This window comes from Lysobacter capsici, assembly GCF_018732085.1.
GTDB lineage: Bacteria > Pseudomonadota > Gammaproteobacteria > Xanthomonadales > Xanthomonadaceae > Lysobacter > Lysobacter capsici_A.
In genome coordinates this window covers 4,820,097-4,837,670 of sequence record NZ_CP076103.1, presented here as the reverse complement: position 1 = coordinate 4,837,670, position 17,574 = coordinate 4,820,097, and the positions used below count along the sequence as shown (strand labels likewise).

General features: G+C 62.4%; 15 protein-coding genes. 6 read left to right on the top strand and 9 right to left on the bottom strand.

Annotated features, from left to right (window positions below; translation table 11 throughout):
- Positions 1–13: 13 nt before the first annotated feature.
- Genes coaE through pilB form a run of 4 tightly spaced genes read right to left on the bottom strand, consistent with a single transcriptional unit; the run spans position 14 to position 4,534 of the window.
- The gene (coaE, locus tag KME82_RS20120; protein ID WP_215495587.1) at positions 14–634 is read right to left on the bottom strand and encodes a dephospho-CoA kinase; all 621 of its coding nucleotides are present in this window, start codon (positions 632–634) and stop codon (positions 14–16) included.
- A gap of 3 nt (positions 635–637) precedes the next feature.
- Positions 638–1,525, bottom strand: a complete 888-nt coding sequence (locus KME82_RS20115; protein WP_215495586.1) for a prepilin peptidase — start codon at positions 1,523–1,525, stop codon at positions 638–640.
- A gap of 21 nt (positions 1,526–1,546) precedes the next feature.
- Entirely contained in the window at positions 1,547–2,803 is a 1,257-nt protein-coding gene (locus tag KME82_RS20110; RefSeq protein WP_215495585.1) for a type II secretion system F family protein, read from the bottom strand.
- 3 nt (positions 2,804–2,806) lie between these two features.
- Positions 2,807–4,534: a type IV-A pilus assembly ATPase PilB gene (pilB, locus tag KME82_RS20105; RefSeq protein WP_215495584.1), complete on the bottom strand. Its 1,728-nt coding sequence runs from the start codon at positions 4,532–4,534 to the stop codon at positions 2,807–2,809.
- Positions 4,535–4,669: 135 nt separating this feature from the next.
- On the opposite strand from pilB, the gene KME82_RS20100 reads away from it, so the two are divergent.
- The 6 genes from KME82_RS20100 to KME82_RS20075 all read left to right on the top strand — a co-directional run bounded on the left by KME82_RS20100 (position 4,670) and on the right by KME82_RS20075 (position 10,131).
- Positions 4,670–5,521 (top strand): glycosyltransferase family 2 protein, encoded by an 852-nt coding sequence (locus KME82_RS20100; protein WP_215495583.1) that lies wholly within the window; start codon positions 4,670–4,672, stop codon positions 5,519–5,521.
- Between the two features lie 52 nt (positions 5,522–5,573).
- Positions 5,574–6,626: a UDP-N-acetylglucosamine 2-epimerase gene (locus KME82_RS20095; protein WP_215495582.1), complete on the top strand. Its 1,053-nt coding sequence runs from the start codon at positions 5,574–5,576 to the stop codon at positions 6,624–6,626.
- The gene (locus tag KME82_RS20090; protein WP_215495581.1) at positions 6,623–7,468 is read left to right on the top strand and encodes a hypothetical protein; all 846 of its coding nucleotides are present in this window, start codon (positions 6,623–6,625) and stop codon (positions 7,466–7,468) included. Before KME82_RS20095 ends, KME82_RS20090 begins: the two co-directional genes overlap by 4 nt.
- Positions 7,465–8,145 (top strand): class I SAM-dependent methyltransferase, encoded by a 681-nt coding sequence (locus KME82_RS20085; protein ID WP_215495580.1) that lies wholly within the window; start codon positions 7,465–7,467, stop codon positions 8,143–8,145. The genes KME82_RS20090 and KME82_RS20085 overlap by 4 nt, the downstream gene beginning before the upstream one ends.
- A 176-nt stretch (positions 8,146–8,321) precedes the next feature.
- A complete protein-coding gene (locus KME82_RS20080; RefSeq protein WP_215495579.1) occupies positions 8,322–9,212 on the top strand; it encodes a hypothetical protein in 891 nt (296 codons plus the stop codon).
- The gene (locus KME82_RS20075; protein WP_215495578.1) at positions 9,205–10,131 is read left to right on the top strand and encodes a lysylphosphatidylglycerol synthase transmembrane domain-containing protein; all 927 of its coding nucleotides are present in this window, start codon (positions 9,205–9,207) and stop codon (positions 10,129–10,131) included. Before KME82_RS20080 ends, KME82_RS20075 begins: the two co-directional genes overlap by 8 nt.
- 155 nt (positions 10,132–10,286) lie before the next feature.
- On the opposite strand, the gene KME82_RS20070 is transcribed toward KME82_RS20075, so the two are convergent.
- From KME82_RS20070 to KME82_RS20050, 5 genes are all read right to left on the bottom strand, one after another.
- Positions 10,287–12,179, bottom strand: coding sequence for a hypothetical protein (locus KME82_RS20070; RefSeq protein WP_215495577.1), 1,893 nt, complete (start codon positions 12,177–12,179; stop codon positions 10,287–10,289).
- 109 nt (positions 12,180–12,288) lie between these two features.
- Positions 12,289–12,702 (bottom strand): pilin, encoded by a 414-nt coding sequence (locus KME82_RS20065; protein ID WP_215495576.1) that lies wholly within the window; start codon positions 12,700–12,702, stop codon positions 12,289–12,291.
- A 569-nt stretch (positions 12,703–13,271) separates the two neighbouring features.
- Positions 13,272–13,703, bottom strand: a complete 432-nt coding sequence (locus KME82_RS20060; protein WP_215495575.1) for a pilin — start codon at positions 13,701–13,703, stop codon at positions 13,272–13,274.
- Positions 13,704–14,250: 547 nt separating this feature from the next.
- Entirely contained in the window at positions 14,251–15,660 is a 1,410-nt protein-coding gene (locus KME82_RS20055; protein ID WP_215495574.1) for a sigma-54-dependent transcriptional regulator, read from the bottom strand.
- An 85-nt stretch (positions 15,661–15,745) separates the two neighbouring features.
- Positions 15,746–17,371 carry a sensor histidine kinase gene (locus KME82_RS20050; RefSeq protein ID WP_215495573.1) on the bottom strand — a complete coding sequence of 542 codons (1,626 nt, stop codon included), beginning with the start codon at positions 17,369–17,371 and terminating at the stop codon, positions 15,746–15,748.
- Between the last annotated feature and the right edge of the window lie 203 nt (positions 17,372–17,574).

Below are 17,574 nucleotides of genomic sequence, written 5' to 3'. Positions count from 1 at the left end.
TTCGCCAGGCACATCAGTCCTGTAATTGCCGCGCCAGCGCGCGATACCGCCGATCCAGCGCTTCGACTTGCGCCTGCAGCGCTTCCAGCGGCCCGTCGTTGACGATCACGTCGTCGGCGATCGCCAGCCGCGCATCGCGCGTGGCCTGCGCGGCGATCATGCGTTGGGCCAGCTCGGCGTCGATTCCGTCGCGATCCATCACCCGCGCCTGCTGCACCGCCACCGGCACGTCGACCACCAGACAACGGTCCAGCCACGGATAAGCCTCGCGTCCGCCGCCCTCGGCCAGCAGCGGAATCGCCGCGATCGCGTACGCACCGGGCGCGGCCGCGCATTGTTCGCGCAGCATGGCGCGCACCAGCGGATGGACGATGGCTTCCAGGCGCTTGCGGGCGGCGGGATCGGCGAACACGGTCCGGCGCATCGCGGCGCGATCGAGCGCGCCGTGCGGGTCGAGGATGTCGTTGCCGAACGCCGCGACCACCTCGGTCAGGCCCCGGCTGCCAGGGGCGACCGCGGTCCGCGCGGCGAGATCGGCATCGGCGACGACGACGCCCAGCGTTTCGAAACGCCGAGTGACCTCGCTCTTGCCCGAGGCGACACCGCCGGTGACGCCGACGCAGAACCCCGCCATGGCTCAGCCGAGCCCGGAAAACCGCAGATAGGCCTGGAGCAGGGATTCGCCCCAGAAAAACACGATCCAGCCGGCGATGGCGAGGTAGGGACCGAACGGAATCGGGATGCCCATGTCGCGGCCCTTCACGGCCAGCCAGATCGAACCGATCACGGCGCCGACCAGGGACGACATCAGGATCGTCGGCAACACGCCTTTGAGGCCGACCCAGGCGCCGATCGCCGCGAGCAACTTGAAGTCGCCCTGGCCCATGCCTTCCTGCGGGTCCTTGACCCGCCGCACCACCACTTGGTACTGCTTGTAGATCCAGTTGACCAGCCACAGGCTCATGTACCCGGCGATCGCGCCGAGCACCGCCGGTTTGACCAGGAAATACAGGTTGTCGCTGGCGGCGATGATGCCCAGCCACATCAACGGCAAGGTCAGAGTGTCCGGCAACAACTGCGTGCGCAGGTCGATGCCCGACAGGATGATCAGGAAGCTGGTGAACACCATCGCGCCGAAGCCCTGCCAGCCGAAGCCGAACCGGGCCACGCAGGCCAGCATCAGCAGCATGGTCAGCAGTTCGACCGCCGGGTACTGGATCGAGATCGGCGCCTTGCAGTGGCGGCACTTGCCGCCCAGCACCAGATAGCTGAACACCGGGATGTTCTCGTACCACGACAGCTGGTGCTTGCAGTGCGGGCAGTGCGAGCGCTCGACCGCGATCCCGGGCGGCGGCGGATCGTAGATTTCCGGCAGATCCAGCGCCTCGCGCGCGTCCTTTTTCCACTCCCACTCCAGCCGCTTGGGCAGGCGCAGGATCACCACGTTGTAGAAGCTGCCGAGCAACAAGCCGAGACCGGCCGCGAGCGGATACCCGAGGCCGGGGTTCTGATCTAGAAATGCCATTGGATGAGGATACTTCGCCGATCAGATGGTCGCAGCAAGTTTGAAGATCGGCAGATACATGGCGATGACCATGCCGCCGACGATGACGCCGAGGATGACCATGATCAGCGGTTCCAGCAGGCTCGACAGCGCGTCGACCGCGTTGTTGACTTCCTGTTCGTAGAACTCGGCCACCTTGACCAGCATGGTGTCGAGCGCGCCGGCCTCTTCGCCGATCGCGGTCATCTGCACCACCATGTGCGGGAACAGGTTGACCTGCTTCATCGCCATGTTGACCTGGTAGCCGACCGAGACGTCGTCGCGGATGCGGTAGACCGCCTTTTCGTAGACCACGTTGCCGGTCGCGCCGGCCACGGTGTCGAGCGCTTCCACCAGCGGCACGCCGGCGCGGAAGGTCACCGCCAGGGTGCGCGCGAAGCGGGCGATCGCGGCGTTGTGCAGGATCTGGCCGACCACCGGGATCTTGAGCATCGCCCGATCGAGGAAGTGGGCGAAGGCGGGCGAGCGGTTCTTGGCCATGATGAAGCCGACCGCGGCACCGACGACCAGGATCAGCACGGCCCACCACCACTTGATCATGAAGTCGCTCATGCCGATCACCATCAAGGTGAAGGCCGGCAGGTCGGCGCCGAAGCTCTTGAAGGTGGCCTGGAACTGCGGGACCACGAAGATCAGCAGGATGGCGCTCACCAGGATCGCCACGGCCACGACCGTGGCGGGGTAGAACAGCGCCTTCTTGATCTTGCCCTTGAGGGTTTCGATGTTTTCCTTGTAGCTGGCGACCGTGTCGAGCACGGTCTCGAGCACACCGGCCGATTCGCCGGCCTTGACCAGGTTGCGGTAGAGCTCGTCGAACTGCACCGGGTGCTTGGACATGGCCTCGTGCAGCGACGAGCCGCTTTCCAGGTCGGCGCGAACGGTGTTCAGCAGCTTCTTCATGCGCGGGTTCTTGTGCCCTTCGCCGATAATCTCCAGCGAGGTCACGATCGGCACGCCCGATTTCATCATCGTCGCGATCTGGCGACTGAAGATGGCGATTTCGCCGGGGGTGATGCGCTTGCCGGCGGCGCCGAACAGCGGCTTGCCCTTGGGCTTGACCACGGTCGGGGTGATGCCCTGGCGACGCAGTTCGGCGCGCAGCAGGTTGGCGTTCTTCGCCGCCTGCTCGCCCTTCATCGTGATGCCGCGCTTGTCGGTGCCTTGCCAGACGAAGACGTCCAGGGGATTGGCGCGGCGTACCGGGGTGGGGGTCTTGGTGGCGGATCGAGTCGCGGACATGGGTTAGTCCTTGGTTACGCGGTTGATTTCGGCCAGGCCGGTGACGCCGTTCATCACCTTGACCAGCGCGGAGCGACGCAGATCGGGCACGCCCGATCGGATCGCCGCGGCGGCGATCTGCATCGCATTGCCGCCTTCGAGCACGATGGCCTGGATTTCGTCGGTCATGGGCATGACCTGATAGATGCCGGTACGTCCCTTGTAGCCTTCGGTGCAGTCCGGACATCCGACCGGCTCGTACAACTTGAATCCCGAGGCGATCTCGTCGTGGGTGAACCCCTCGGCGAGCAGCGCGTGTTCGGGCAGATGCACCTCGCGCTTGCAGTCGTGCAGACGGCGGGCGAGGCGCTGCGCGATCACCAGGGTGACCGACGAGGTGATGTTGTACGGTGCCACGCCCATGTTCATCAGGCGGGCGATGGTCTGCGGCGCGTCGTTGGTGTGCAGGGTCGACAGCACCATGTGGCCGGTCTGCGCGGCCTTGATCGCGATCTCGGCGGTTTCCAGGTCGCGGATTTCGCCGACCATGATCACGTCCGGGTCCTGGCGCAGGAAGCTGCGCAGCGCGGCGGCGAAGGTCATGCCGCGCTTGACGTTCATCTGCACCTGGTTGATGCCCGGCACGCGGATTTCGACCGGGTCCTCGACCGTGGAGATGTTGCGCTGTTCGTCGTTGAGGATGTTGAGCGCGGTGTACAGCGACACCGTCTTGCCCGAACCGGTCGGGCCGGTGACCAGCACCATGCCGTAGGGCTTGACCACCGCGTTGACGAACAATTCCTTCTGGTAGTCCTCGTAACCGAGCTTTTCGATGCCCAGCCGCGCCGCGCTGCCGTCGAGGATACGCAGCACGATCTTCTCGCCGAACAGGGTCGGCAAGGTGCTCATGCGGAAGTCGATCTGCTTGGTCTTGGACAGGTTGAGCTTGATGCGTCCGTCCTGCGGCACCCGCTTCTCGGCGATGTCGAGCTGCGCCATGACCTTCAGGCGCGCGGCGATGCGCGGGTGCAGCTTGTTCGGGACCTTGGCGACCTGCTTGAGCAGGCCGTCGATGCGCAGGCGCACCCGGTAGTCGGTTTCGTAGGGTTCGAAGTGGATGTCGGACGCGCCGCGACGGATCGCGTCGACCAGCACCTTGTTGATGAACTTGACCACCGGAGTGTCGTCGCCCTTGGCGTCGATGCCGGTGTCGCTGGTGGTGCTGAGGTCGTCGTCCTTGCCGATCTCCAGGTTGTCCAGACCCTCGCCGTCGCCGACCGCGTCGCCGAGGGCGTCGGAGGTTTCCAGCCAGCGGTCCAGGGTGCGGCGGATCAGTTCCTCATCGACCAAGATCGCCTCGACCGCGGCGTTGGTCTGGAACTTGATCTCGTCCAGCGCCTTGGTGTTGGTCGGGTCGGCCAGGCCGATAAACAATTTGTTGCCGCGCTTGAACAGCGGCAAGGCGTTGTGCTTGCGGATCAGCTCTTCGCTGATCGCCCGGATCGGGGCCTGGCCCGGGTCCATGGTGGTCGGGTCGAACAGCGGCACGCCGAACTCGATCGAGTTGGCGGCGGCGAGCTGGGCCGAGGTGGCCAGGCGGTGTTCGGCCAGGTAGGAGGCCAGCGGCTTGCGTTCGGCGCTGGCGGCGGTCATGGCTTCGCGCGCCTTGACCTCGTCCAGAGCCCCATCCATGACCAAACGCCGGGCAATGCCGGTGATTCCCACCAAGTTGGCGGTCGCGACAGTGGACATTACATCCCTCAGTTTTCCCCACCCTGACTTTACCTCAATCTCAGCTCTTGGCGAGCTGACCGTTGTCGCTATTCCGCGGATGGGCGGTGTCGACTCGCGGGAGGACAGGCTATTCTGCGCTCCCGGGGAGGTGGCATGCACGTATCAATAGTTTTACCGGCCAAAAACGAGTCGGAGGGGCTCCGGCGCACGTTGCCGGCATTGCGTCAGGCGTTTCCGTCTGCCGAGGTCATCGTGGTCGACGACGGTTCGACCGACGACACCGCGGCGATCGCGGCTGAACTGGGCGCACGCGTGCTCTCGTCGCCGTACTCGATGGGCAACGGCGCGGCGATCAAGCGCGGTGCCCGTGCGGCGTCGGGCGAGGTCATCGTGTTCATGGACGCCGACGGCCAGCACGATCCGGCGCATATTTCCTTGCTGCTGGAACGACTCGACCATGGTTACGACATGGCCGTGGGCGCCCGCAACGCGGGCGGCCAGGCGAGTGTCGGCCGCGGCGCGGCCAACGCGCTCTACAACCGGCTGGCCAGTTGGATGACCGGGCACAAGGTCCAGGACCTGACCTCGGGCTTCCGCGCCGTGCGCGCGGCCAAGTTCCGCGAGTTCCTGCATTTGTTGCCGAATGGTTTCAGCTACCCCACGACCAGCACGATGGCGTTCTTCCGCAGTGCCTATCCGGTGACCTACGTACCGATCGAAGTCGCGCGCAGGGTCGGTACCAACAGTCATATCCGGCCCCTGCGCGATGGCGTGCGTTTTTTGTTGATCATCTTCAAGATCGCCACCCTGTATTCGCCGCTCAAGCTGTTCGCGCCGACCGCGGTGGGTTTTTTCCTGATCGGTCTCGGCTATTACGCGTGGACCTATTTTACCCACGGCCGATTTACAAACATGTCGGCGCTGCTGTTGAGTGCCGCGGTGATAATTTTTCTGATCGGACTCGTTTCCGAGCAGATCACCAGCCTCACCTATCGTAAAGATTGAGGGCGTTGGCGTGTTGGTATATGTTGTTGGGACTAAAGCGCAATACATAAAGATGGCCCCTGTCATCAAGGAAACCATCCGGCAACACGTTCCTTATTCGCTGATATTGACCGGGCAGCATCGAGAAACATTCGATGAGCTCCAGCGGAATTTCGATCTGCCGTCCCCTGATCTGGTTCTGGTGCCCGAGGAGGAGGTGAAGGACAGGATTTCGTTGTTGACTTGGGCGATGAAAGCCTGGCGTCGCGCCGGAAGCCAGGAGTTGCGCAAGATCTGGGGCCGGTCCAGCGCGCTGGTGGTGCATGGTGACACTGCGTCCACTTTACTGGGGGCCTTGATCGGCAGGAGATTTTCCCTGCCGGTGGCTCATGTCGAGGCGGGCTTGAGGTCGTTCGACATCTTTCATCCGTTCCCCGAGGAGCTGATACGCATCGCCGTGTCGAAAGTGTCGGCATTGCACCTGTGTCCCGATCCAATTGCCGTAAACAATCTCAGGGGCGCCAAGGGCACCAAGCTGATGACGGAAGGCAATACGATGCTCGATGCATTGCGTATCGCGGTCGGCGAGATCGCGGACATTGATGCAACGCCCGCGCAACCTTATGCGGTGTTTTCCATGCATCGGCACGAAAATCTATTCAATCGCCAGCGACTTGATCGTGCGCTGTATATTTTGCGCGAACTTGCCGAAATACTGCCGGTGAAGTTCGTACTACACCCAGTGACCCACAGCCGGCTGACGAAGCTGACTTTACTCGCCGACATCGAACGGTGGCAGGGGGTGTCGCTCGTCGAGCGGATGGACTTCGTGTCATTCGGCCGTTTGATCCGGCAATCGCGTTTTGTGGTGACCGACGGTGGAAGCAATCAGGAAGAATGCGCGGTACTGGGCATTCCCTGTGTGTTGCTCAGGCAGGCCACAGAGCGCTCTGATGGATTGAACGAAGGGGTCCTGCTTGCCGATCTGGACATAGACAAAATCAGGCCGTTCGCGCAGCGCGCGCTCGGCCATCCTTATCGGGCCAAGTCCTTGCCTGCGAATTCGCCAAGCCAGGTGATCGTCTCGGCCCTGCGCGAATACGTGACGGAGCGCGGGCCGGGATGAATCTTACGGTTCGGTTCGATGTCGATACATGGTCTTGCGCGCATCGCGGCATACCATTTCTACTCGACTACGCCGGTCAGATCGGCGCGCGTTTCTATTTCATGGTCAACATGGGCAGGGCGGTGTCGCGCGTGATGTTCTTGCGAAATATAATGCGCGGTTCGAATGCCGCCGAGACGACCAGCAAAAGGATCGAAAAGCTCGGTTCGCTGCGTCGGTTGGGCGTTGATGGCTACCTTCACACTGCGGTTCTCAATCCGCAGGTGGGGCGCACTGCAGGGCATATCTTGCGGCAAGCACAGCGCACCGGGCATGTGCTCGGATTGCATGGTGGGCGTAATCATGGCGAGTGGCAATGGGGAGCTCATGGCTGGAGCGCCGCTCGGCTACGCGCCGAAATAGGTTGGGGTCTGGCTGCGTTCGAACAGGCCGGCCTAGAACGTCCTTCGGGATTTTCATCGCCTGGTTGGAATTCGCCTGCGCAGCTGCCTGATGTATTGATTGAACAAGGCTTTGAGGCTTTGTACGACAGTCATCGATCAGATGAGCTGCTTGATGCCTCGCTGCGCCTGCGGGGACTGCACGATATCAACACGGCTTTTGCCGGAGAGCCGGGAGGCGTCGGATATTTCGAAAACTGCCTCGTCCGGGGCATCGATGCTGCTGCTGCTGCCGAGCACATAGTGTCGATATTGCGGTCCAGGCCCAATGCACACGGCGTGGTTTACGACCATCCGGTATTTTGCGAGGGGGTGGGGCAAGAGTTGTTCCGCGCGACGCTTGATGCGGTGAAGTTGCGTGGAGTGAATTTGATGGCACCGATATTCGGATCAGTCGCATGAAGTCGCACCAGTGGGGTCAGCTGTTTGACGCGAACATTGAAACCTACCGAGGCGCTCGCCCCAAGCGAGCGGAGTATGTGTTGGATTTCATTCGTTCGAGCGGATGCGATGTTCATTCGATCTTGGAGATGGGTGCTTTCAGTGGCAAGGACATTCGTTATCTTGCCAAGCGATTGAAGGAGTCTTTGTGCTGCAGTCTCGACAGGGAGCAAGCCGTGTTCGATCGGGCCGCGAGGGATGCGACCTCGTGCGTGGTCGCCGATGCGTTTCGCATGCCTTTTTGTGATAAGGCTTTCGGCATTACCTTCCACAGTGGTTTGATAGTCGTTTTTGACGATCGCCAATCGCGTGCGATCATCGAGGAGCAACTGCGGGTTACGTCAGGCTACGCGATCGTGTTTGCGCATAACCGGTGGAATTTCATCGACATTATGGTGTCGGCGATAAGGCGGGCGCGGGGCAACTCACTTTTTCGCTATCGGCGCTTCAGCAAGGGCTTGCTGCGGCAGCTAGTGCCGGCTCATGTGGACATAGTCAGGATCGACTATGTGGACAATATGCTTGTCAACGTCACGAGACGTCGGGCGCCATGGCTTTTGAAGCCAGTTTCCAGGATCGCGGGCCTGATGGACATGTTGCTTTGCAATGAAGTTGTCGTGATCGTCAGGGCGTCATGATGCATATCGTGTTGGGGGGGCGGGCAAACGGCTTGGCGATAGCCAGGGGGTTGCGGCGCGAGGGACTTGAATGCGACGTGTTGGATTTCGATCCGCGTGTTGTATGTAGCGTTTCCAGAGCCGTTACTCGCTTTCATCGGTCTGAAGCTGACGACACGAGTATCACCGAATTGCTAATGACGCTGCTGAAGGGCAAAGGCCCTGGCGGCGTGGTGTATTCGACGGACGATCGTTGGAACGCCTATATCACCAGAAACCGATCGGGTTTGCGGGGCGCCGGAGCGTTGTTTCCATTCTCCAGCGCCACCGCCATCAATCTGGTGGCCGACAAACTGGCTCTTCCGTCATTGGCCGATGGGATCGTCGACGTTCCCGAAACGCGGTTGTATGAGCAAATGGCGGTGCCTGTCGACTCAATCGTCAAACCGCGCTTCCCCTTCAATGGACTCGTCATTCGAAAAAAGGGCGCCAGCGTAGGTGAAATCGTTGAGGAGTACGGTAGAGGCGAAGCATTCGTGATACAGAAGCGGATCCTTGCCCCGCTGCGTTCGCATTTCTCGCTGTGCGGCCTTCGCACAAACAAGATACTCGGAGCGCTGGTTTATGCGAAGGCACTGGAGTACCCACATCCCGGAGGCACTTCGACCCTGTCGGTGATCGTGGATGATGCGCAGTTGCATGATCAGTTGCTTGGTCTATCCGAACAACTTCTGGATCGGCTTCGCTATCAAGGGCCGTTCGAGATCGAATTCATCCGGTGCGAAGGCAGCGGGAACTTATTTCTGATCGATGTCAATCTTAGATTCTGGCTGCAGCACGAACTCGGTCGTTTGCTCGGGATTGATTACGCGGCGTTATATCGGCGCTGGTTGTCGGGTGAAAGTGTGAGTGATCCGATTCGTTTACCCGGGCGCGTAGCATGGGTACATGAGGGTTTTCCTCTTTCACTCGTGCTCGACTATGCGAGTGCCCGGGTTGCGGTGCGGGAAATGCTGGGCAGGCGATGTTTGTTGGCGCATCTTCGGCGCGATGATCCAAGGCCGTTCTGGAGGTTTTTGGGTGTCTAGTCGCCTCTGGCTCAGGCTGATTTTGCTCGTCGCCGCCATCATCGGGCTAACCTTGTATGTGGCCTTCAATCCCGAGGTCGTGCAGCGCTCGCTTGCATTCGGCTGGTTGAATGTCGCGGTGCTGGCCGTCAGTTATGTGGTGGCTCAGTATCTGAATGCATGGATATTGAAGGCGGGTCTCGAGCCGCCCTATCGGGGGATCGCGGTCAATGATGCCATCGGGATCAACATGGTCTCGTCTTTGGCGGGTTATCTGACTCCGCTCCGGCTTGGCGGCATGGGCTCGCGCTTGATGATCCTGCGCATGAAGTATGGAGTGGAGCCCGGGTTCGCGGTCGGTCAGTTTCTGCTGGTCACCTTGATGACCATCGGATTGAGTGCAGCATTCTTTGCGTTTTCGGTGCTCGTGCATGGAGGTGAAGTCTCGCTCCGCTACGGAGTGGCGGCTGCGTTCATGGCGGCGATCGCAGCCGGCATGGTCGTCCTATGCGCACTGCTGGCCGACAAGCGCAGCTACTCCCTGTTGAGTCCGCGGTTGCCTCGGCTTCTGGTTGGCGTGCATGAGGCCATTGCACGACCATGGAAGAGTCAAGTCAAAATCACTCTGCTGCTGGTGGTTTCATTCGGGTTGCAGGTCTTGCAGACACAATGGCTTCTGCACGCGGTGGGTATGCCGGGTGACGTTTTCTTTTCCACGCTGGTTTGCGCGCTGGCGAACTTGATGCTGGTGCTCACGCTTACCCCTGGCAATCTGGGGATCAAGGAGGGCTTGCTCGGATCGCTGGCCTTCGTCTTCCTGATAGACGAAAAGGCTTTCGTGGGCGCGTTGTTGGTGGATCGGTTTGTGCAACTAGGCGTGTTGATGGTTGGAAGTGTGCTTTATTCATCTTGGGGCGATGGCAGCAATCGAAAGTACTGAACTTTCGATTTGCCGGTGATCGCCTATAGGTTTCTTAATGGCATCGCGCAGGGCCTTAGGCTTTTTTGCTGGGATGGCATAGTCGATACGAGCGAGGAGTCGCGACAGCGATTCGGTAAAGCGAATAGGTTGGCCACGTTGGCCTGCGTGCTCGACTATTGCCGATCCAGCAAGGCCTGCGCCTTGGCGATTTCGGTTTGACCGGCCTTGTCGTAGGGCTTGATCCGTTGTCGTAGGATGGCCAGCAAGCGTTCGGCTTCGGGCTTTTTGCCCCGACCGGCGTAGATGTTCGCCAACAGCGCGCCGACAGGCAGGTCACCACTGGCGTTCCAAGCCAGCTCTGCCTGCTTCTGCGCTTCGTCAATACGTCCCGCGTGCAAATACATCTCCGCCGCGAGAAAGCGGGTGAGCCATTTGGCGCGCGAACGATCGGGTTGCTTGCCCGCCCGGTTGAGCATGAAAGCGATGCCCTCGGCAATATCTGCATTGGTGACCTCGCCACAGCCTTGTTCGCGAACCACGCGAGCCAACAGGCGCAGTGCGGGCACTTCGACCATGCTCAGGCTCGGTCGCGCGTAGGACATCGCGAGCTTCATGTCCTCTTTGCTGACCGGCTTGCCCGACATGCAATCCAACGTGATCCAGCTCACACGGCCCACTGCTTGGGTGCGCGGATTCTTGCTGGCCAGCAGATCGGCGAAGGCGTCATAAGAACCTTTCAGGTTGCCTTGGCGCAGTGCGATCGTGGCCCGCGTCAGCTGAGCGCGCAGCGAGCCTGGGTGATGCTTGAGGCCTTGTTCGAGAATCGTGTCCTCTGCTTGCCAGACATTGGCCCGTCCCGCCGTACCCATTGTGAACACGATCGCAAAGCCGCCCACGATCAGAAAACCGAGTTGCTTGGGGCTGAACAAGTTTAGTGGCAGGTCTTTGGGTAAAAGCGCGGTAAGACCCACCAGCGCCAGGATCAGGCCTATGCCCGGAAGGTAATTGCGGTGTTCGAAGTACAGCTCCAACGGCAGGATGCCGGATTCGACCGAGTGCGCGGCGAGGAAAAAGAACCAGCCGGCGAAGAAGGTTGGCGCTCGCTTGCGCAATTTGATCGCTGCGAAGCTGATCAAGGCCAAGGCGAGTATCGACATCGCCGTGGTTGCCGGCGAAAACAGGCCGGTCGAGGGGGTGAAGTCGTCGGTATACAGGCCCAACAGCGGGGTGCGTGGGATCAGAATGGTGACGATGTAGTCCATCAGGGCGCGCGACTGCGACATCAGGCGTTCGATCAGGGTGAAATCCCGTTCCGAGTAACTGCCCAACAATTTCGCCGGCGCTAACGCAAGCGTCGCGATGACCACGAGCGCCGGCAGAACCAGGAAGATCCCAAAAAACGCCTGGCGGACGCGTTTGTACTCGGTGCGGCCCAGAAAATACGCAAGCTCAACGACCAGGCAGAGCAGGGGGGCGACGGCCGCGTTTTCCTTGCTCATCAGCCCGGCCAAGAGCAAGGTCGGGAAAAGCAAGAAAAAGCCCGCCAGCGACAGTTTTAGCTGCCCAGCGATCAGTTGGCGCCTTGCCGTCAGGTAGGTCCATAGCGAGGCCAGAGCGAACAAGGTGCTCAGCTGAGCCATGCGCTGTACCGAGTACAGGACCGTGCTGACGTTGATCGGATGCAGCAGCCACAGGGCCATGACGATGCTGGCGAGCAAGTCCGCGCGGGGCGCCAGGCTTTCGTCTTCAGCGATCAGCCTGCGCAGTACCTGCCAGCCGAGCAGTCCGCAAAGCAGGTGGATGATCAGGTTGCCAAGCTTGTAGGCAAACGGGTTGTGGCCGCCGAACTCGGCGCTGAGCAGAAAGCTTCCTATCGAAACGGGTCTGCCCAGCAATCCCGATTCGTTGCCGAACATGACCGACTGCCAACTCATTTCGCCGTTGAGCCAGCTCTGAATTGGACTCAGGTTGGGTTGATCATCGAACAAAAACGGGCCGGACAAGCCCGTCCAGTATGCGAAGACGGTCAACATCATCGCAGCGAGCAATACGAGGCGAGGGAACATGGTCTGTCCAGGAAATAGCTGGTGCAGACTATACGTGCAGGGCGTCATCCTGCCGAGCGGCGTCCGCAATGAACTTACGGCCGTTAGAGCCGCTCAAGCCTGTGTGTGGTTAGCGGCACTCTGCCGGCACTACGGTCAGATCGGTGGTGTTCGGGACACTGCAATCCCACTCAAGCCTTCCCTGCGCTGACGCCGGGCTTAGCGTGAAGGTCACCGGAGCGGCGGCGCCGGGCGAGCTAATGGCGGTGATCACGCCATTGGCGCCGATCGTAATACTGGCGCAGTAGCTCGAAGCGGCGAAGCTGTAGCCGGTGTTGGTCGCGTTGACCATGCTCAGCGTGCCGCGATCCTGCGCTGTTTCGGCGACCGATAATTTGGCAGCGGCGGCGGCGTTGAGGCATTCGGCATTCTTGGAGCGAGTGATGTAGTCAAGGTAGCCGGGTAGCGCGATGGCGATCAGTATCCCCAGGATTGCAACGACGATCATCAACTCGATCAATGTAAAGCCTCTGTGCTGCTTCATAGCGGTATCCCCCTGGAGATATATGGTCTGGTGCGCGCCGACACCGGTTCTTTCAGAGGCAATCCCTCGCCGCACGCTTTAATCAACTACAAGCACAGGGCATGCCAACTTTTTCGGCGCCCCATAAAGTGTGATGCCCGGCCTATTTTCTAGCCTGTGCATCCACTTCGGGATTGGCAGGCCGGATGCTTTAGGCTCGAGCGCCCGGCGCATCCCAGCCCGCCCGGTGGTGACGGAGACGATGCCAGCGTGCCTTCTCGCTGAGACGAAGGCATTTCGTGGCGGGCAATCCAGGGACAATGGTGAATCTCGCCGCAGCGGTCGGCTTGTATATTCGCCTGATCGGGTTTGCGTTCGCCTGACGCGATGGCGAATGATTCCGGCCACGGTCATTTGTGCCCGGATTCGATAAGGGTTCGCGATTAGTGATTTTGTTGTGCCATCCAGAGTTCGTCTTGTACGCGTAACAGCGAGGTCCTCCGCCATATGGATACGGCCGGACTGATTCGAAGCAAAAAAAACCCCGGCATGCGCCGGGGTTTTTCTGAAACTATGTAGCTGTCAAGCAATTACTGACGGCATTCAGCCGGAATCTGCGACTGCTTGGTGTTGGCCGGAGCCGAGCAATCCCATTCGATGCGGCCAGCGGCCTGCGTCGGGGTCAGGGTGAACGCAACGGCCGGGCCGCCGGTGCCGGTCGGGCCGCCAACGGTGGTCGCGGTGATCACGCCGGTACCGGCAGTGATGGCGACGGTGGCGCAGTAGCTGCTGGCGACGAAGCTGTAGCCGGTGTTGGTCGCGGTGATCGCGGCCAAGGTGCCACGGTCCTGCGCGGTTTCCGACACGGCCAGCTTGGCCGCGGCGGCGACATTCAGGCACTCAACGTTCTTGGTGCGGATCGTGTAGTCCTGGTACGCCGGCAGAGCGATCGCGATCAGGATGCCGAGGATGGCGATGACGATCATCAATTCGATCAGGGTAAAGCCTTGCTGCTTCTTCATGGTGTATCCCCTAGGAGTGGTGATTGAGTTGCTTCACGTGCCAACAGGTCCGGATGTTCGATCCTTCGGCAGCCGTGCGTGCCGCACGTGCATGGAAGAGTACGCACAACCCATGCCAACTTCACTGCGGCTTGGGCTCGAGATCGAAACTGATAGCCGCATCACGTATCGGCGGGATTGCGTCCGCAGCCGTGTGACGCGGAAGGTCAGTCGCTGGATCGGGCGGGTGACCAAATGCGTCAGATTCGATTTTCCTGGGCGGAAAGTGCGATTTTCATCACGTAGTGCATGGCCGCTTCGGCGGGCTTGAGGCGTGGCCGAGCGGAAACCATCGGATTCCGGCGACGGACGGTCGCCGCGGTCGTTTCGATGGGCGCCAGGAGCGGATCGGGCTGGGTCCGCCGATGGACGGGGCGAAAGCTTCGGCCAGCGCGATATCTCCGCCGTCGGCGGATGCAGGCACTTATCCAGTGCGCTCTCTATATAAATAAGTCGCCGGGTTCGCTCAAACGGCAAGCGCCGGGTGGCCACGCGGCCACCCGCGACCTCAATCGATACCGAGCTTCTTGAGCTTGTAGCGCAGCGCGCGGAAGGTGATGCCCAGGGCCGCGGCGGTGCGGGTCTTGTTGTAGCGGTTTTCCTGCAGCGCCTGCTGGATCGCGGCGCGCTCGATTTCCTCGATGTACGAGGGCAGGGCGCTGGTCGCGGTGTCGCGCGGGTTGAGGGTGCGCGGGTCGACGGCGCCGGGTTGCGGCGATGCGCCGCCGGCGTGGGTCGCGTGGGCCGGCAGCGGCGGCGGCTGGGTCGACAGGCGCGGCAGGCGCAGGTCGCTGGCGTTGAGCACTTCGCCTTCGGCCAGGGCCAGGGCGCGTTCGAGGATGTTTTCCAGTTCGCGCACGTTGCCGGGGAAACCGTAGGCGCGCAGCGCGTCGAGCGCGTCCTCGCCTAGGCGCGGCACCGGCCGGCCCTGGTTGCCGGCGAGGCGGTGCAGGATCTTGCTGGCCAGGCCGGGCAAGTCGTCGAGCCGCTCGCGCAGCGGCGGCACGCGCAGCTCGATGACGTTGATGCGGTAGTAAAGGTCCTGGCGGAAGCGGCCGTCGGCGACCAGCGCGGCGAGGTCCTTGTGGGTCGCCGAGAGAATGCGCACGTCGACCACCAGTTCGGCTTGCGCGCCGACCGGCCGGATCGACTTTTCCTGGATCGCGCGCAGCAGCTTGACCTGCATCGGCAGCGGCAGCTCGGCGACTTCGTCGAGGAACAAGGTGCCGCCGTCGGCGGCCTGGAACAGGCCGGGCTTGTCGGCGTGCGCGCCGGTGAAGCTGCCTTTCTTGTGGCCGAAGAATTCGCTTTCCATCAGCTCGGCCGGGATCGCGCCGCAGTTGACCGGCACGAACGGGCCATCGGCGCGGCCGCCTTCGGAATGAATGGTGCGCGCGACCAGTTCCTTGCCGACGCCGGACTCGCCGGCGATGTACACCGGCGCCTGGCTGCGCGCGACCTTGCCGATGGTCTGGCGCAACTTGATCATCGCCGGCGATTCGCCGTACAGGCGCGAACCGACCGCTTCGCTGGCGCTGCGGCGGGTGTCGTTGAGTTCGAGCGCGTGCCGCACCAGATCGCGCAGCACCGCCAGGTCGACCGGTTTGGCGACGAAATCGAAGGCGCCGGCCTTGAGCGCGTCGACCGCGGCTTCGACGTTGCCGAAGGCGGTGATCATCGCCACCGGAGTGTTCGGATACTTCTGGCTGATCTCGGCGATCAGGTCCATGCCCGAGCCGTCGGGCAGGCGCATGTCGGTCAGGCACAAGTCGTAACTGTTGCGCAGCAGCTGGCTGCGAGCCTCGCCGAGGCCCGACGCGGTGTCGCAACGCAGGCCCATCCGACCCAAGGTCATGACGAGCAGCTCGCGAATATCGCGCTCGTCGTCGACTACCAATGCACTACGTGTTTCAGCCATTGCGCCCTCCATCGCCCACGATAGCTTAACGGCATGGTCGCGGCCAAGACGCTTGTGGCACAGATTCTGCTTGTCGGGCGACGATTCAAGCCGGCGACAACGCGCTTGCGCCGGCAAGGCGGATGCGGAAACAGCCGCCGCCGCCGGGCACGGACACGTAATCGAGCGAGGCCTGATTGGCGCGGCACAGCTCGCGCGCGATATACAGGCCAAGCCCGGTGCCGTGGCTGGAGGTGGTGAAGAACGGACGGAACAGGCGCTCGGCGACCGAGTCGGGAATGCCCGGGCCGCGGTCGAGCACGTCGATCGCCGGCAATCCCACTTCGTCGAAATACACATGCACGGTGACCCGCGCCGGTTCGCCGGGGATGCGGCCGTAGGTCAGCGCGTTGTGGACCAGCACGGTCAAGGCCTGGTGCAACTGGCGCGGATCGACCATCGCCGCGACCCGCGCCTCCGGGCCGGTCGCGCGCAAGGTGTCCTGTTCGAGCGGATGACTGACCCGGTACTCGTCGAGGAACTGGCGCACGAAGCCCATCAGTTCCAGATGCTCGGGCTTGGCCGGTTCGCGTCGCGCCATGCCGAGCACGTTCTCGACGATGCCGTTCATGCGCGAGCCCTGCTGGCGCACGATCTCGAGCAGGCGGCGGTCGGAGATGGCGATGTCGCGCGACTCTTCCAGCAACTGCACCGCGTAGTTGATCGCCGCCAGCGGATTGCGGATCTCGTGCGCCAGGCTGGCCGAGAAGCGGCCGAGCGCGGCGAGGGTGATCGATTCGGCGCGGCGCGACACCAATGAGGTGTCGTCGAGGAAGATCAGCGTCTGGTCGCTGCCGGCCAGTAGGCGGGTGAAGCGCGGCACCACTTCGGGCAGGTCGGGCGCGAGTTGCAGCGGGCTCTCATCAGGCCGGCCTTCGACCCGCCAGCGGCTCAGCCGTCGCGCGAGTTCGGGCGAAGCGATCGCGAGAATACGGTGGCCATGGCGCGAGCCGTCGTATTCGCCGCTGTCGCCGAGCAGCAGCATCGCCGCCTCGTTGGCCAGGCGCAGGCGGCCTTCGCCGTCGACCAGCAGCACGCCGGTGCGCATGCGGCGGATGATCAGTTCGTTGATTTCGGCGTAGTTCGCCGCTTCCGCGCCGCGGCGTTCGGCCAGTTCCTGGCTCTCGCGCATCTGCCGGCCGAGCATGTTGGTCAGCAGCGCGATCGACAGATAACCGACCGCGAACATGATCGGTTCGGCGATGGTGCGGCCGGCGCTTTCGCCGCCGAGCTCGTTCCAGGTCCATTCGCCGATCAGGCCGGCGCAGGCCAGTACCGCCGCGCCGATGCCGTAGCGCGCGCGCAGCAGCAAGGCCGCCGCGCCGACATTGAACATCAGCATCAAGGCGATGCCGGTGCCGGCGCCGGGTAATGCGTGGATCGCCAGGATGCCGAAGAACAGGTCGCAGGCGATCCCGGCCAGGGCCTGGCCGCGCAGTTCGCCGCGCCGGCCGAACACGAACAGCAAGGTCGCGATGAACAGATACGACAGCGACAGCGAGCGCGCGAACAGGTCGTGGCGCGGCGCGCCGATCAGGTTCTCGACCGGCCCGAACAGGAACAGCACCAGCAAGGACGCTTCAAGCAGGCGGTACAGGGTGAAGAAATACAGTTCGCGGCGCAGCGCGAGGTCGGCTTCGGCCGGACTGACGGGGGCGAGACCTGACGGCAAGCGGGTTTCCCTGCGCGGGCGGAGTATCGATCAGTATAGGGCGGCTGGCCGGTCCGAACCGGCGCCGCGCGCCGCGGGACGGCCGCCGGCGGGCGCCGAGGGGCCCGCGGACTTTGCCCGGATGGGCGGCATGCGCGGCGCAATCGCGGTAACCGGCCTGCGATCGTCCTGTAATGGGCCCGGCGGAAGCTGCGCGGGCTCCC

Bases quoted from the DNA above. Each gene is read 5' to 3' on its own strand.
- coaE (WP_215495587.1), bottom strand. From the start codon at position 634: ATGGCGGGGTTCTGCGTCGGCGTCACCGGCGGTGTCGCCTCGGGCAAG.
- KME82_RS20115 (WP_215495586.1), bottom strand. From the start codon at position 1,525: ATGGCATTTCTAGATCAGAACCCCGGCCTCGGGTATCCGCTCGCGGCC.
- KME82_RS20110 (WP_215495585.1), bottom strand. From the start codon at position 2,803: ATGTCCGCGACTCGATCCGCCACCAAGACCCCCACCCCGGTACGCCGC.
- pilB (WP_215495584.1), bottom strand. From the start codon at position 4,534: ATGTCCACTGTCGCGACCGCCAACTTGGTGGGAATCACCGGCATTGCC.
- KME82_RS20100 (WP_215495583.1), top strand. From the start codon at position 4,670: ATGCACGTATCAATAGTTTTACCGGCCAAAAACGAGTCGGAGGGGCTC.
- KME82_RS20095 (WP_215495582.1), top strand. From the start codon at position 5,574: ATGGCCCCTGTCATCAAGGAAACCATCCGGCAACACGTTCCTTATTCG.
- KME82_RS20090 (WP_215495581.1), top strand. From the start codon at position 6,623: ATGAATCTTACGGTTCGGTTCGATGTCGATACATGGTCTTGCGCGCAT.
- KME82_RS20085 (WP_215495580.1), top strand. From the start codon at position 7,465: ATGAAGTCGCACCAGTGGGGTCAGCTGTTTGACGCGAACATTGAAACC.
- KME82_RS20080 (WP_215495579.1), top strand. From the start codon at position 8,322: ATGACGCTGCTGAAGGGCAAAGGCCCTGGCGGCGTGGTGTATTCGACG.
- KME82_RS20070 (WP_215495577.1), bottom strand. From the start codon at position 12,179: ATGTTCCCTCGCCTCGTATTGCTCGCTGCGATGATGTTGACCGTCTTC.
- KME82_RS20065 (WP_215495576.1), bottom strand. From the start codon at position 12,702: ATGAAGCAGCACAGAGGCTTTACATTGATCGAGTTGATGATCGTCGTT.
- KME82_RS20060 (WP_215495575.1), bottom strand. From the start codon at position 13,703: ATGAAGAAGCAGCAAGGCTTTACCCTGATCGAATTGATGATCGTCATC.
- KME82_RS20055 (WP_215495574.1), bottom strand. From the start codon at position 15,660: ATGGCTGAAACACGTAGTGCATTGGTAGTCGACGACGAGCGCGATATT.